Here is a 13,197-nt window from a genome sequence, read left to right on the forward strand (position 1 = left end):
GGGCTTCCTTCCGCACATCGGCATAACCCGGGAACGGATAGGGAATATTTGCCTGGTCAAACAGGTCCTTGCATCAGGTTTTTTCGTTCCTGGACAAAGCCGTGGATGCCGACCGTTTGTTGTCCTCTTTTCTGCCCCCGGTAACGGTATTGCAGGCAAGCGAACTGGAGCGCGTGAAGGATCGTCTTGACCGGATTCGTCTTGTCTCGGACAAGCATCAAGTTTCGGGCTTGCTGAGGGCTGTCCTGGTCGAACTGCTTATGATGTATTTTTGGAGACATCAGCGTACAAGAGAAGACGCCTTTCCGCTTTGGCTGGAAGAGCTGCTGCTGCAAATGCAGCGGAAGGATAACTTTACCGATGGAGTTCAACGGATGTATGAGCTATCCGGGCGCAGTCCCGGACACCTTAACCGGGTATTCAAGCAATTCCTTCAGACTACGCCGGTTAAGTACATCAACCTCCTGAGGTTGGACTATGCCAAATATATGCTGGCAACCACCGATCTCAGCATTACGGACATCGCTCTTTCAGCCGGTTTCAATAATTTAAGCCATTACTACCATTTATTTAAAAAGGAAGTTGGACTTACCCCGCTGGCATACCGCTCTTTACATCGTTAAATCTGTTACTAAAAAAAGCATCCAAATCCGCAGACGGATTGGATGCTTTCCTGTTCTACTCAATAAGGCCAACTCGACAATAGTTCAATTTTTGTCGCCCCCTGCTCTCTTTGTTTCCGTAAAAAAGTACAGCAACGCCAAGACCGGAAAAAGAACGCCAAGACCCATCGCCGCTTTCCAACCGCCCATTGCGTAAGCCCATCCCCCTGCTGCGGAGCCTATGGCTCCACCGGTAAAAAAGATCGCCATATACAAGCCGTTCAGCCGGCTCCGGACCTCGGCGCCCAAAGAGAAGATCGCCCGCTGTCCCAATACTAAATTGGCGGACACGCCCATATCCAGCAAGATGGCGGCCAGCACCAGGATCACCAGGGAGAAAATCGAACCTCCGGCAAACAGAATCGGCAAAAGTCCCGAAAGAATCACCAGCGCGATGGATAATGCGGTTGCCGGACGTATCAGGCCTTTATCCGCAAAGCGGCCGGCTACTGGCGCAGCTGCCGCACCGGATACCCCGGCCAAAGCGAACAACGCAACTCCTGTTGAAGAAAAGTGAAACAGCGGACTCGTTAAAACGAGCGGGACCGTTGTCCAAAACAGACTGAACATCGCGAACAGAAAAGCGTGATACAGCGCCCGGCGCCGCAAAATCGGCGTCGTCTTCAACAACTGCAGCATGGATGAGATGATCGCCGGATAGCTGACGGCGGTTTGCGGCCGTCTTGCCGGAAGCACTTTGGCCAAAACAAGGGCGAGCACCAACAGCACGGCGGAGGAAATAATAAAAATGGCGTGCCAGCCGAAATAATTTTCCACTAAACTCGAAACCGGACGAGCCAGCATAATGCCCAATAACAGACCGCTCATTACATTGCCTACATTGCGTCCCCGCGTCTCTTCAGGGGATAAATGGGCCGCATAGGGAACCAGGATCTGGGCCGCGACGGACCCAACCCCTATCAAGAAGGAGGCGGCAAGAAACAGAGCAGCGCTATGGACTTCAGCGGCGATGATTAAAACGACGGCCGTCAAAATCAGCAGCGTGATCACCAGCTTGCGGTTCTCCAGCAAATCTCCCAAGGGAACGATAAATAACAAGCCGATTCCGTAACCGATTTGGGTCAGCGTGACGATCAAACCGGCAGCTTCCGAAGATAACCCGACAGCCGAACTGATCGATTCCACTAAAGGTTGAGTATAGTACAGATTGGCAACAATTAGACCGCACGCTACAGCAAGTATCAGCGTGATCCATGACGAAACGGAATTCTCCAATTTCTCCTTAGCGATTGCTTTCATCAAAAAACACTCCTCATTATAGAATGTAACTTCACAATATCAGAACGATTGTTCCGAAATAAGAATGGGTTTTCTCCCCCTCTACGCTTTGGAAAGAGGGTTCTTTTTTTGGAACAATCGTTCCGATTTGATTAAAAAAAATTATAGCATCTCGAAGACCGCGTACATCATTGCGCGTACTTTATCGTTACTGCTTTGGATTCTGGCCATCACGTTTATACTGTGGTTCAGATTCAGCAGCAGGTACGAGAACATTTTAATATCTTTCTCGGGGGCTATTTCACCCGTCTCTTGCCCCTTCTTTAACTTCTCATAAAAGAGCCGCTCCAATTCCGTAAAGCTTTGGCGAATCTCTTTCTGCAATGGCTCATCCATGGCATCCAGGCCAATCGATGCGTTCGTAATCAGACATCCGTTTGGAAAAGCTTCGCCGTGCGTAGCAAATGCGTTAGTGATATGTACCTCAAAATACTGCCGGATCCCGTCGATGGCGGAAGGGGCGTTGATCAGCAGGTCGCGTTTTTTTTGCGACATTTTTTTGTAAGCCTGCACCGCCTCGTAATAGAGCGTCTGTTTATCCTGAAACGTTTCGTACAAACTGGATCTACTTAACTCCATGGATTCCAACAAATCCGGAATGCTTGTTGCTTCGTATCCCTTTTCCCAAAATACGATCATCGCTTTGCGAAGCACTTGCTCCCGGTCAAATTCTTTGGTCCGTCCCATCGATATCTCCTCCTTTCCAACACCAGTATAATCCAACTGGAATGAATAGTCCAGTATTTTTTCGGAATTTCTGCCTCAAGCAAAAAATTAGCTTTCTAGCAGTTGTAAAATGGCCTGCAAAATTACCTATTTAAATGAGAGCTTGGCTCATCTTCATTTTGAAAGGAGTACGATGATGAAGAAAATTTTGTATGTACCTTTAGACGATCGGCCCATTAATTTGGATGATGTCATTCGCCAAGGACACTCCGCAGGGCTGGAGCTTATTACGCCTAGCTTGACCGATATTCGAAATCGGCTTGATTCCGTGGCTGACGCTTGCGGCGATCATCTGATCGGCACGTCTTCACCTGCCTTCGGCCATACCGCCAAGATTCGTGAGTTCATTTTTACTAATGCCGCAACGGCTGATGGTTTTATTGTTTCCATCGATATGCTGGTTTATGGCGGGCTGATCGGCAGCAGACGTCTTCGGGCAAACGGAGGAGGAACATATCCCGATTTTGATGCCGCTGCGATTAATTTGCTTGATGTCATTCGCGAGGTTAAACAGCTATATCCATGCAAGCCGGTTTATGTGCTAGATACGATTATGCGGTTGGCTACAAATACGTTTGTCGAAGATCTTGATTTTGACGCCTATACGGAATCCCGCAGTTTTATGGGGCAGCCCCGGCAAACTTTCAGCGAATTTAACGATATTTTACATGGTTATAATCTATCGAGTGACGGAGTTCCTTATGGAGACACCGCCTACTTCGATAAGAATCAGTACTACTTCGCTCGGCAACACAAGTTTAAAACAAACTTATACGTATTGGACCAGCTGGCCAAGCCCGGTTTCATTGATTTCCTGGCTGTTGGCGTAGACGACGCGAAAACCGAGGGCGTACAGATCAATGAAATCCGCTTCGTGGAACGTTATATTAATCATTCATTAGGCGGCTGCGGCGGCCAAAATCCAAATCGGGCGATTATACTGCCGGATGCGGACGGCTTGGGGCACTCCCTCTTGGCGCGCATGGCTAACCAGTTGCGCCGGGGCGGCGCCAAAACCAGGTATAGCATTCAATATTACGGTCCTCACGGCTCCACGATCATAAATCCTTATGAATATATGAATGTACATGATAATATTCTGCGGCATGTGGACATCATCGGCGGCCAACTCGTTTCAAGTTCTCCCGATGTGGAAGTGATTGCCGTCACCGCCGCCGACCAGGCTTCTATTGCCGCTTGCCGGGTGAATAGTAATGGGGCGGATCATAAGGCAACCGTTGTTCTTGATTTTGTGGGAGGAGGCGCTTCCGACCCTACTGTGACGGAGGCGTTACTGGCAAGTCCATTCACCGGGCGGATCTTGGGATACAGCGCTTGGAACACAGCGGGGAATAAAATCGGAATTTCGCTGGGCATGGGACAGGCACGCTATGCTTTCCTGGTTACGGAGACGCGGCCTGCCGCCCTTAGTGCTGCTGTCAATACGCATGGATCACTGCTCTTCAAGCGCTTCCTGAAAGACTACTACTATAAAGCGGCAGCTATAGCCGAAGTCCGGAAATATTCAAGAGATCACATGAAGTATGCTAACCTGCCACAAAGTGTAGCCGATCAAAATATGCTTCTTTTCAATTCGCGATCGGATTATCAATATTTAACCGCTTTGCTTCGGGATCAAATGCAAACCCATACGGCTATGCTTCGTGCCAAGCCGGCATTTATGATTGGTGATACGGATGCTTCCTATAACGTGCGGCAAATCCGCGGTTCTGCCTGGTCGTTGGCGGAATACAGCAGCGCTACCCTGGAATGCAATAATCCGAAGTATATCTGGGGGCGTGCGTTCGAAATTACGCTTAATCCCACTGTTGTGCTCAAGTGAGCTCTTTCTCCAATTCATCGAGAATTACAAAAAGCTCTTTGTATTGTGACAAGATTTCTTCGTCCTCCACTTTAATGCCCGATTTAAAAAATTGGATGTCACCCGTGCCATCGTGAATCTGATTTTTAGCTTCAAGGATGCGTTTTAGGTTTTTGGCGGTCCCCACACTTCCGGATATAAAATCAACATCTCCAGGAAATAGAGTTCGAAGGGATCTTTTGAAATAGGGAAAGTGCGTACATCCCAATACAACCGTTCCGTACTGTTCTATATCGAACGCGGACAATTCATTTTTCAAATAGGTGATAACTTTGTCCTCGTTGAATTCAAAATGCTCTGCAAATTGTACAAGTTCCGGCAAAGGCAAGCTGTCAACGATGTCTCCGTGATCAACTTTACTAACCAGGTCATGGTACTTCTTCTCTCTCAGGGTTAGTTTGGTGGCTAACACTAAAACCTTCTTGTGTCTCCCCTCCCATTTTTCAACGGCCGGCTTTACAGCCGGCTCAATACCTAAAATAGGAAAGCTATACCGCTGGCGCAGTTCTTCAATCACAATACTTGTGGCGGTATTGCAGGCAATTACCAAAGCTTTTACCTTTTGATTAGCGATAAATTCAACAGCTTGAAGTATATACTCCCGCACTTCTTCCTTCGATTTTTCGCCATAGGGAACGTGTAAAGTGTCCGCATAAAAGATGTAATCCTCTTGGGGTAAGAGCCGCATTGCTTGATGGAGTACCGTTAATCCGCCTATACCGGAATCAAAAAATCCTATCCTCATGATTTTCACTCTTCTCATTTTTATTCTGCTGGAATCCATTAATGTGCTTGAGCATTTGGATAAAATCACGCAGCTCGTCATCTTCCCAGTCCGAGATTCGTTTATAAAAAACGTCCTCTTTCTCCTTAAGCGCTTCAACCACTTTCTGTTGTCCAAGTTCGGTAAGAGATAATACAACTCCCCGTCCATCGCTTGGGGACGCCTCTTTGTTCACATACCCCAAAGATTGGAGCTGTTTGACAAGGCGACTTACCGAGCTTCGATCCATCGCAGTCGACTCCGCTAAACTGGCGGCGTTAGTCGGGCCAAACGAGTAAAGCCAACGAACAATGTGGAAGGCTGCGGGCTGTAATGAGGAATCAAATCTCGCTGCAGCTCTGACATTCAGGGCATGCGAGGCACTGATGAGCGCGTTAATCTGCTCGCCTAGCTCAAGTTCCAATTTCCCCCTCGGCTTTTTATCCAATTCATTCTTTTCCATCGCCGGTCACCTTTCTGCACACAATAAACAGCCCGAATTTAATTGACATATATCAACAAAATAAATATAGTAGACATATATCAATTATATCTCGTCTGTTGTTTTGAATGACTACTTTAAAAATTGTATCACATGAAGGGGAAATGACGATGCCTAAAAAAACGGTTGTTATAACGGGTGCCACCAGCGGTCTTGGACAGCTTGTCGCCATCGAATTGGGGAGACGCGGTTATAACCTTGTGTTGACTGCCAGGAGTAAAGAACGGGCCGGAGTTACGGAAAAGCGGATTGCGGCGAATGCGCCACAAGCGAAAGTTGATTTTTTTCATGGGGATTTATCACTATTGAATGATGTTAGACGGGTTGGGGGTGAAATTGCCGCCGCTTACCCTAAAATTGATGTGCTGTTGAACAATGCGGGAATCCATGCTTTTGAGCCCCGCATTACGTCAGAGGGGTTTCACGAAATGATGGCGGTCAACTATTTTGCCCCATGGCTGCTGACACATCTGCTAAAATCCAGCCTTCTGAATGCAGGTGAAGCCAGAGTTGTCAATGTTGCCTCCGAAGCTTCACGCCGTCACGGCACTTTAAAGCTGCCCGAGGATTTAACCGATACAAGCTCCTTTACCGCTCGCGGCTCCTCCCTCTTCTATGGAAAGACGAAATTGTTAAATATTATGTTTACCGCCGAACTGGCGAGACGGTGGGCGAATACGGGAATCAGCGTAAATGCGTTAAATCCGGGATTTAATGTGACCGGACTCGGACGAGAATTATGGTTCGCCCCCATATTAGAGCGATTGTTGAAGGTTCTTCGTCTCGGAGATCCGCGAAGAGGAGCAGAGATTATTACCCGATTGATTGTAGAGCCGGAATATCAAAAAATAACCGGCGGATATTTTAATGACGGAACCGGCAAATCCATTGAACCCGTGCCGCCCGGAGGAGATCCCAAAATGCAGCGTCGGCTGTGGAAGGCCACTGAGGATTTGCTGATAGTTTAAAGGAAGATCTGTTCAGGTAATCCGAAGGATGAGATACTCTACATTTGTTTTTACTCCCTCGTGCTTACCGGAAATGCTCCACTCTTTGATACGTTTATCATTTCAGCGGGGTAAAATTTTCTGAAGTACTTTTCCACGTTGACATGGATATCCTGTTGGTACCACTTCGATAGATCATGCGCTTCAAATAATCCGGGCATTCCCAGCCGTTCGGAGCGCTTTCCTTTCATTCCGTCGCCGATATTCAGGGTGTCGATCCAGATGCGGTCCACCAGACCATCCAGACATTTCGGAAAATCAGGAGTAAAGGGCAGTACCGGAGAAACGGAAGCTTGGGTAGACACGCCCGCGTCATGGACTGTTTTCAAGGCGTTTAGCCGTAGTTGAATACCGGGGGCATTTGGAGCAAAGATTCGTTTCATATCCTCACGGTCTGTTTCGATCGTCATGGATACGAGGATTTCGCATTGATCCTTCAGGGCGACCAATAAATCAAGGTCCCTGGTAATGAGCGGGCTTCTTGTCTGGATTTGCAGGAAATCGGGCGGATGCTCGATCATTTCCTGAAGGACCTGCCTTGTGATCTCCGCTGTTCGTTCAATCGGTTGGTAAGGGTCCGTTGCGGATGACATGAAAAGATGGATCGGCTTATTTTTTCGTCGAAGTCCGCTGACTTCGCGCCGGTAATTTTCAGCCGCGTTCGTCTTGATTTCCACCCATGCCCCCCAAGGAATTTCCTTAAACTGTTGAATCGGCATTTCTCGAACGTAACAGTATTTACAGGAGAAGGCGCATCCGCTATACGGATTCAAGGAATGAGTGAATCCAATATTCAAGTACCCTTTCGCCTCGTTCAGTATTTTCTTCGATAACATTTCTTTAATTTCAATAGGCATTTGGTGGCCCCCCATCCCGCCTAGATTTCAGGCTGTGCAGTAATCTATACTATAATTTATAATTATACAAAACATATGTTCTGTTTCCAATCAAAATAAAAGAGCGGCCGCAAACGCAACAGCTCCCTCTCGTTCATTCAAACAGGCCAAACTCTTCATATACTTTCCGCGAAACAACCCCATTTGGAGCAAGGCGATGGTCCCGCTGATATTTCTTAAGCGCCTCGGTAGTACTGGCTCTGAACTTCCCGTCACAATTTCCGTGGTAATACCCCGCACTTTTTAAACGTGATTGTATTAGCTGCACATCTCCGCCAACGTCCCCTTCAGCCAAATCCCTCGGATTGCGGTGCAAGTCGCCCAGCACATGTCCGTAAATTCTTACTTTGGTTCCAACCGGAATCAATTCGAATAATTCAATTACATCCTTATTGTGCATCCGGATACAACCATGGCTCAGGTGTTGTCCGATGGAATACGGCTTATTCGTACCGTGAATTCCAAAATGACCCCATGGCACATTTAGACCTATCCAGCGTGGGCCGAAGGAGGGGCCCCAATCCGTACCTTTATACACTACTTTAAAATCTCCAACAGGAGTCGGGGTGGTTGGATTCCCTACCGCTATTGAATAGCTCTTTATGACCCGACCATGATCTCGAACAAGCAGCTCATGACGCATGGGGTATATTTCAATTTCAAGCGTGCTCTTGTCATTTTTAATTGGTGGTTCAGAAGTTGTTAAATCAAACACGCCTAAAAAGACCCATACCATTAAAATTAATTTCTGATTAAGTAAGAGCATCCTGTTCACCCTGTTAAAATTCTTTTTTTCAAACAATTATATATTTTTATAAATGTTCTTTTTTTATTCCGCTCAATTGTGAAGTCGGTAGCTGGTTCAGTCGTGTCGTACTCATTAGCCAAATCACCCATAACGAATATAACACGGATAAATTTCCTTACTTTGGCAAACAATAAGTCATCAAGAGGAGGCTGATGCTTCATGTGTCAACGTTTTTCCATGGCGGCCGGGCTGCCGGAGGTTCAAGAGCATTTTCAGATCGAACGTGTGATGTATTACTATAGAAATCGCTATAACATTAGGCCAACACAGCCGATGCCGGTCGTGCTGCAGCAAAACGGAGAGCGGATTTTGGATGAATTTCGCTGGGGATTCATTCCCTACTGGGGAAAAGACGCGATCAACGCGGATCTCAGGAATGTGCACCAGAACCCGACCTACCGTAAAATGGTGGACAAGCAGCGGTGCATCATCCCTTGCAACGGATTTTACTATTGGAAACAGGAAGGCAAGAAGTCCTACCCGGTTCGGGTAGTTATGAAAAACCGCGGGATGTTCGGGGTGGCCGGTCTTTACGAAATTTGGCGGGATACGCGCGGAGAGCCTTTACGTACGTGCACCTTGGTCATGACGGAAGCCAACCCGCTGATTGGGGAATTTGAGAGCCGGATGCCGGCGATTCTGTCGAAGGAGAACATAAGCCGTTGGCTCGACGAGGAGACGAACGATCCGGATGCCTTGGATCCGATTCTGCGCCCTCATTCGGCGGAAGAGATGGTTGCGTATGCGGTGACGCCACTGATTGACATTCACGGACACGACACCGATGAATGCATAAAGGAAATGGATCTCAAACATGCGTGGGTAAAGCGCTGATTCCCCACAGCCGACACCCTTGTCTTTGGCTAACAGCGAATAATAATCTTCAAAGAAGCGCAGCCACCGGGAACTGGCTGCCGCGCTTCTTTTTTTATATATAACGAAGACGCTCCAACTATCAGTTAATAATGATCTTAACTTTGCCGTTCACGAATGCGATGGTATCGAAGTTGGAGTATACCCAGGTTTCTACGGTTTGGCCATTGGCTTCAGTCGTGCTTTTACCCGCAGGTTCTCCCCAGGTGAGCAGCACCTTTTCCCTTGCAATCAATCCTCCCTTGCTTCCAATCAGAGCAAAATATATCAAGCCGAATATTTTATGATGTTGTAAGATAATCGTTGTCAGGAGGTGGTTTCTATATACGAGAAAATTATTCACAGTAGTCTTTCCTATGTTGAGCAGCATTTATATGAGAATCCTAGCCTTGATGACTTGGCAAACGAAACGGGTTTTTCCAAATACCATTTTCACAGGATATTTAAGAAGTATGTAGGTAAGAATATCTCGGAATACATCCGTTATCGAAAGATGGCCCGTGCGGTAGACCTGCTGCTATACACCGACGAAAGAGTTCTCGATATTGCTTTATTAACAGGTTTTGAAAGCCATGAAGCTTTTACCAGAGCATTCAGTAAAATATATGGCTTGACCCCATCAAAATACAGAGAGCAGATGAGGGTATTTGTTAAACAAAAAGGAGATGAGAAATTGAACAAAGTAAAAGGATGGTTATTTACAGGTACCACACCAGAGAAATATGTTTGCGAACTGGACAAGAAAGTTTTTATAAACAGTAACTGCTCCGTTACCATACGCGCAAATGAAGGTGAAACCTTCCATGACAATGATTTCAGTACAATCATGCAGCAATTCCAGGCTTCCGATTATCTTGGGAAAAGAATGCGCTTCTCAGGTTTTGTGAAGTCAGAGAACATCACCGGTTGGAGTGGTCTGTGGATGCGTATCGATGATATATCAGAGAATATTCTGGGCTTTGACAACATGGAGGCCCGATGTATTAAAGGTACAACGGAATGGAATCATTATGCCTGCGTCCTGGATGTCCCACCGGAAGCCAACCGTATTAATATCGGAATTCTTCTATCCGGTTATGGACAGGTCTGGTTAAGTTCTTGTAGCTTTGAAGAGGTGGGGAAAGATATACCGGTAACCGAATCACTGGGTACTGCAGATAAATACCCCCGCCAACCTCAAAATCTGAATTTTTCAGATTATATAGATTGAATTAAAAATTGGCGCTAGGCAAGGATGTGATAGGGTTTCGGATACGCTAACGGGAAAACCTCCCGTTAATGTACCTCTTTTGGCTCATAGATCGGATTTAGCTGGAAAAACTCCATTTATTTCGCGGCCCAATGACCGATATACAGAATTTCAGGCGAATTAGCGGGAGGTTATCCAGCTAAATCACCTCTCCCGCCGCATACGCACTAAATTAACGGGAAGAATTCCCTTTAATTCGAACCAAACAATCAGCTGTAGTTACACCGCTGTCTAATATGCAAATCAATAGTTCAACCTATAAGGTTACGGGGGGATTGGATGTTTTCACTATTTAAAACCTTATTGCAGCAAGGGATTGAACTGCTGTCCGGTTTCTTCTCCGGCAGCTTACCTATTATTTTCTATTACTGGTGTTTGGTACTGTTACTCCTTGTTATCTTTCAGGTGATCAGAGAGAAAAAAGCCGGCATTGAAAAAAGCAGTTACCTTAATCGGGCTATCCTTGAATTTCTGCTCTTTTTTCTACTTTGGACAGTCGGTATTGTACTATCGGAATTTATTACGGATATCATTCCAAACGGTGTACTCTCTCCGCAGAAATATACCTTTACCTATATTGGATTAATACCGATTACATCTCTATATCTATCAGCAATATTAGTACTGTCTTTAAGAAACTTCCGGTTAAAAGAAGACTCCATCCGACTGACCGCTTTTCTTACCGGCTTTATAACTGCTTTCATCCAGTTTAAAGCCATCGACAAGTATATCTTGCATACGGAAAAATTATCTCTTAGTTATCTGATCACACTTTCTATCTTAGCGGGTATAACAGCTCTTCTGCTCAGACTGGCTTATAAAATAAGTTTTGAGGACTGAGAAGTGGCGCTAAATCTCCACTCTTAACCCTTGACTGGCTGGATTTTTGCCGTTTCATGGCCTTGCCGAAAACGGGGAACAGAAATTAAGAAAAATCTGCCCCGATTTCGTCTGTGCCATTATACGGCAAAACCGATGTCATAAAAGGGAACGCTCGACAAAAAACAGAGTCTCCTTTTGGAAACTCTGCCCCTCTTCTTGCCGATGAAAACTTCGTTTCGTTCTTCTCAACCCAACTTCAACTCGTACGTCAATTCAAGCAAAGGCTTGCCCCAGTCGTTGCTCGGATGCTCCGCCACTTTGACAAACCTCGCCTTCGTATACATGCCGATCGCCTGCTGTTGCAGGCCGTCCCCGCTTGTTTGTTCTATCCATTCATAACCCGAAATAGCCTTGAGCAAGGTATCCTTTGGACATGCGACCGTGATGTCCCAGTCATTCACGGAATCAATCAAGCCGAGGAAATGCATTAATCCGCTGCCGCCCAGGGCGTATTTGATCCGATGCTCCTCTAGTTTCTCTACGATGGGAAAAAGTTCCCGATGGTTCATCCTAACTCCCCTCCTAAAAATCGGTTGACCCCTTGACGCCTTCCCTAAAATCTCCGATACCTCAAAAAACAAACTGAATCAAAAACATATACACCAGGGTCCCGCTAGCGATCGACAACAGCATATTCCTTCTCCATAAATGCAGGAAAGTTACGATAGCCATCGCCATAAGTTCAGGAACTCCATGGCTGCCTGCCGTAAAATTCACGTCTTTAACACTAAATATAACCAGCAACCCCAGGGTCGCCGAGGGCAGCACTTTACCAAGGTACTGCACGTAACGGGGAGTGGGACGGCCCGGAGGAAAAACGATAAACGGAATAAAACGGGTCATCATGGTTCCGATTACGATCAAGCCAATTGTGATTACTTGTTCAAAAATACTCATTGTCATGCCGTTTCACCTGTTTTCTTTTCCAGTTGCTTTCTTGTCAAAGTGAGTACGAAGAGAATCAATGCCATGGCGGGAATGATAAAGTTGCCGCTCCCAAAAAGGAATAGACATACGATCGACGCTCCCAAGCCTATGATTGCGCTGTAATGAACCGACTCGTTCTTCCACTGCTCCAAAAAGATGACGATAAAAAGTGCGGTCATTACAAACTCAAGCCCCTCCATATTGATTTGTACGATCGATCCGAACACTCCCCCGATCGTCGCTCCGATCACCCAGTAACTATGATTCAGCAAGGTTACGAAGAACATATACCACCCTTTGTCCACTCCCAGCGGGATATGAGCCGTGTAATTGATAGTGAAGGATTCATCGCACAAGCCGAAGATGAGATATAACTTTTTAAGTCCCGTCCCCTTGTATTTTTCAAGCATGGAGATCCCGTAGAAAAGATGACGCGCGTTGACCATCAAAGTCAGGAATAAAGCGCCAAGCGGATTAAACCCGCCGAGTAAAAGATTGACCGCCACAAATTCCATCGAACCGGCAAAAATAAGCAGGCTCATTAAAATGGCGTATACGGGACCAAAGCCCGAAACGTTCATAAAAATCCCGTAGGCGATCCCGAGAAATAAAAAACCGGCAAGGATCGGAAGGGTAACGGGAAAGGCGGCGCGAAACGCCGTCGCAACATCGTTTCTGTCGTTCATGGTGCTTGCAACTCCTTGGTAGATGACTTATCCAA

The 13,197-nt window shown here is 46.5% G+C and carries 16 protein-coding genes; 6 read left to right on the forward strand and 10 right to left on the reverse strand.

What is annotated here, in order from left to right; genetic code table 11:
* The first annotated feature begins 68 nt into the window (after positions 1 to 68).
* Complete coding sequence (locus V4U84_RS16855) at positions 69 to 623, forward strand: helix-turn-helix transcriptional regulator (RefSeq protein ID WP_334074561.1); 555 nt, start codon at positions 69 to 71, stop codon at positions 621 to 623.
* Positions 624 to 707: 84 nt separating this feature from the next.
* Here the strand turns inward: V4U84_RS16855 and V4U84_RS16860 are convergent, their stop codons facing one another.
* Entirely contained in the window at positions 708 to 1,922 is a 1,215-nt protein-coding gene (locus V4U84_RS16860; protein WP_334074562.1) for an MFS transporter, read from the reverse strand.
* Between the two features lie 141 nt (positions 1,923 to 2,063).
* Positions 2,064 to 2,648, reverse strand: a complete 585-nt coding sequence (locus V4U84_RS16865) for a TetR/AcrR family transcriptional regulator (protein ID WP_334074563.1) — start codon at positions 2,646 to 2,648, stop codon at positions 2,064 to 2,066.
* Between the two features lie 175 nt (positions 2,649 to 2,823).
* Between V4U84_RS16865 and V4U84_RS16870 the strand changes: the two genes are divergently transcribed.
* On the forward strand, positions 2,824 to 4,530 hold the full coding sequence (locus V4U84_RS16870; protein ID WP_334077576.1) for a DUF4127 family protein: 1,707 nt from the start codon (positions 2,824 to 2,826) through the stop codon (positions 4,528 to 4,530).
* On the opposite strand, the gene murI is transcribed toward V4U84_RS16870, so the two are convergent.
* Positions 4,523 to 5,314: a glutamate racemase gene (gene murI / locus V4U84_RS16875; RefSeq protein WP_334074670.1), complete on the reverse strand. Its 792-nt coding sequence runs from the start codon at positions 5,312 to 5,314 to the stop codon at positions 4,523 to 4,525. The two genes, V4U84_RS16870 and murI, sit on opposite strands and share 8 nt — an antisense overlap.
* A complete protein-coding gene (locus V4U84_RS16880) occupies positions 5,295 to 5,795 on the reverse strand; it encodes a MarR family winged helix-turn-helix transcriptional regulator (protein ID WP_334074565.1) in 501 nt (166 codons plus the stop codon). Before V4U84_RS16880 ends, murI begins: the two co-directional genes overlap by 20 nt.
* A gap of 149 nt (positions 5,796 to 5,944) precedes the next feature.
* Here V4U84_RS16880 and V4U84_RS16885 point away from each other — a divergent pair, with 149 nt between their 5' ends.
* The gene (locus V4U84_RS16885) at positions 5,945 to 6,802 is read left to right on the forward strand and encodes an SDR family NAD(P)-dependent oxidoreductase (protein WP_334074671.1); all 858 of its coding nucleotides are present in this window, start codon (positions 5,945 to 5,947) and stop codon (positions 6,800 to 6,802) included.
* Between the two features lie 50 nt (positions 6,803 to 6,852).
* Here the strand turns inward: V4U84_RS16885 and V4U84_RS16890 are convergent, their stop codons facing one another.
* Together V4U84_RS16890 and V4U84_RS16895 are read right to left on the reverse strand one after the other, a co-directional pair.
* On the reverse strand, positions 6,853 to 7,698 hold the full coding sequence (locus V4U84_RS16890) for an SPL family radical SAM protein (RefSeq protein WP_334074566.1): 846 nt from the start codon (positions 7,696 to 7,698) through the stop codon (positions 6,853 to 6,855).
* Between the two features lie 133 nt (positions 7,699 to 7,831).
* Positions 7,832 to 8,503, reverse strand: coding sequence for a L,D-transpeptidase family protein (locus tag V4U84_RS16895; protein ID WP_334074672.1), 672 nt, complete (start codon positions 8,501 to 8,503; stop codon positions 7,832 to 7,834).
* 201 nt (positions 8,504 to 8,704) lie between these two features.
* Here V4U84_RS16895 and V4U84_RS16900 point away from each other — a divergent pair, with 201 nt between their 5' ends.
* Complete coding sequence (locus V4U84_RS16900) at positions 8,705 to 9,379, forward strand: SOS response-associated peptidase (RefSeq protein ID WP_334077577.1); 675 nt, start codon at positions 8,705 to 8,707, stop codon at positions 9,377 to 9,379.
* Between the two features lie 121 nt (positions 9,380 to 9,500).
* Here the strand turns inward: V4U84_RS16900 and V4U84_RS16905 are convergent, their stop codons facing one another.
* Positions 9,501 to 9,653, reverse strand: a complete 153-nt coding sequence (locus V4U84_RS16905) for a hypothetical protein (protein ID WP_334074568.1) — start codon at positions 9,651 to 9,653, stop codon at positions 9,501 to 9,503.
* Between the two features lie 78 nt (positions 9,654 to 9,731).
* Here V4U84_RS16905 and V4U84_RS16910 point away from each other — a divergent pair, with 78 nt between their 5' ends.
* On the forward strand, positions 9,732 to 10,628 hold the full coding sequence (locus tag V4U84_RS16910; protein WP_334074569.1) for a helix-turn-helix domain-containing protein: 897 nt from the start codon (positions 9,732 to 9,734) through the stop codon (positions 10,626 to 10,628).
* Positions 10,629 to 10,946: 318 nt separating this feature from the next.
* On the forward strand, positions 10,947 to 11,507 hold the full coding sequence (locus V4U84_RS16915) for a DUF5823 family protein (protein ID WP_334074570.1): 561 nt from the start codon (positions 10,947 to 10,949) through the stop codon (positions 11,505 to 11,507).
* A gap of 227 nt (positions 11,508 to 11,734) precedes the next feature.
* On the opposite strand, the gene V4U84_RS16920 is transcribed toward V4U84_RS16915, so the two are convergent.
* The 3 genes from V4U84_RS16920 to V4U84_RS16930 form a co-directional block, all read right to left on the reverse strand.
* Positions 11,735 to 12,058 carry a hypothetical protein gene (locus V4U84_RS16920; RefSeq protein ID WP_334077578.1) on the reverse strand — a complete coding sequence of 108 codons (324 nt, stop codon included), beginning with the start codon at positions 12,056 to 12,058 and terminating at the stop codon, positions 11,735 to 11,737.
* Positions 12,059 to 12,119: 61 nt separating this feature from the next.
* On the reverse strand, positions 12,120 to 12,452 hold the full coding sequence (locus V4U84_RS16925) for a branched-chain amino acid transporter permease (protein ID WP_334074572.1): 333 nt from the start codon (positions 12,450 to 12,452) through the stop codon (positions 12,120 to 12,122).
* Positions 12,449 to 13,162, reverse strand: a complete 714-nt coding sequence (locus V4U84_RS16930) for an AzlC family ABC transporter permease (protein ID WP_334074573.1) — start codon at positions 13,160 to 13,162, stop codon at positions 12,449 to 12,451. Before V4U84_RS16930 ends, V4U84_RS16925 begins: the two co-directional genes overlap by 4 nt.
* Between the last annotated feature and the right edge of the window lie 35 nt (positions 13,163 to 13,197).

This window comes from Paenibacillus sanfengchensis (assembly GCF_036864765.1).
GTDB lineage: Bacteria > Bacillota > Bacilli > Paenibacillales > Paenibacillaceae > Fontibacillus > Fontibacillus sanfengchensis.

Bases quoted from the DNA above. Each gene is read 5' to 3' on its own strand.
- V4U84_RS16915 (WP_334074570.1), top strand. From the start codon at position 10,947: ATGTTTTCACTATTTAAAACCTTATTGCAGCAAGGGATTGAACTGCTG.
- V4U84_RS16900 (WP_334077577.1), top strand. From the start codon at position 8,705: ATGTGTCAACGTTTTTCCATGGCGGCCGGGCTGCCGGAGGTTCAAGAG.
- V4U84_RS16865 (WP_334074563.1), bottom strand. From the start codon at position 2,648: ATGGGACGGACCAAAGAATTTGACCGGGAGCAAGTGCTTCGCAAAGCG.
- V4U84_RS16880 (WP_334074565.1), bottom strand. From the start codon at position 5,795: ATGGAAAAGAATGAATTGGATAAAAAGCCGAGGGGGAAATTGGAACTT.
- V4U84_RS16860 (WP_334074562.1), bottom strand. From the start codon at position 1,922: ATGAAAGCAATCGCTAAGGAGAAATTGGAGAATTCCGTTTCGTCATGG.
- V4U84_RS16895 (WP_334074672.1), bottom strand. From the start codon at position 8,503: ATGCTCTTACTTAATCAGAAATTAATTTTAATGGTATGGGTCTTTTTA.
- V4U84_RS16930 (WP_334074573.1), bottom strand. From the start codon at position 13,162: ATGAACGACAGAAACGATGTTGCGACGGCGTTTCGCGCCGCCTTTCCC.
- V4U84_RS16870 (WP_334077576.1), top strand. From the start codon at position 2,824: ATGAAGAAAATTTTGTATGTACCTTTAGACGATCGGCCCATTAATTTG.
- V4U84_RS16925 (WP_334074572.1), bottom strand. From the start codon at position 12,452: ATGACAATGAGTATTTTTGAACAAGTAATCACAATTGGCTTGATCGTA.
- V4U84_RS16885 (WP_334074671.1), top strand. From the start codon at position 5,945: ATGCCTAAAAAAACGGTTGTTATAACGGGTGCCACCAGCGGTCTTGGA.
- murI (WP_334074670.1), bottom strand. From the start codon at position 5,314: ATGAGGATAGGATTTTTTGATTCCGGTATAGGCGGATTAACGGTACTC.
- V4U84_RS16890 (WP_334074566.1), bottom strand. From the start codon at position 7,698: ATGCCTATTGAAATTAAAGAAATGTTATCGAAGAAAATACTGAACGAG.
- V4U84_RS16920 (WP_334077578.1), bottom strand. From the start codon at position 12,058: ATGAACCATCGGGAACTTTTTCCCATCGTAGAGAAACTAGAGGAGCAT.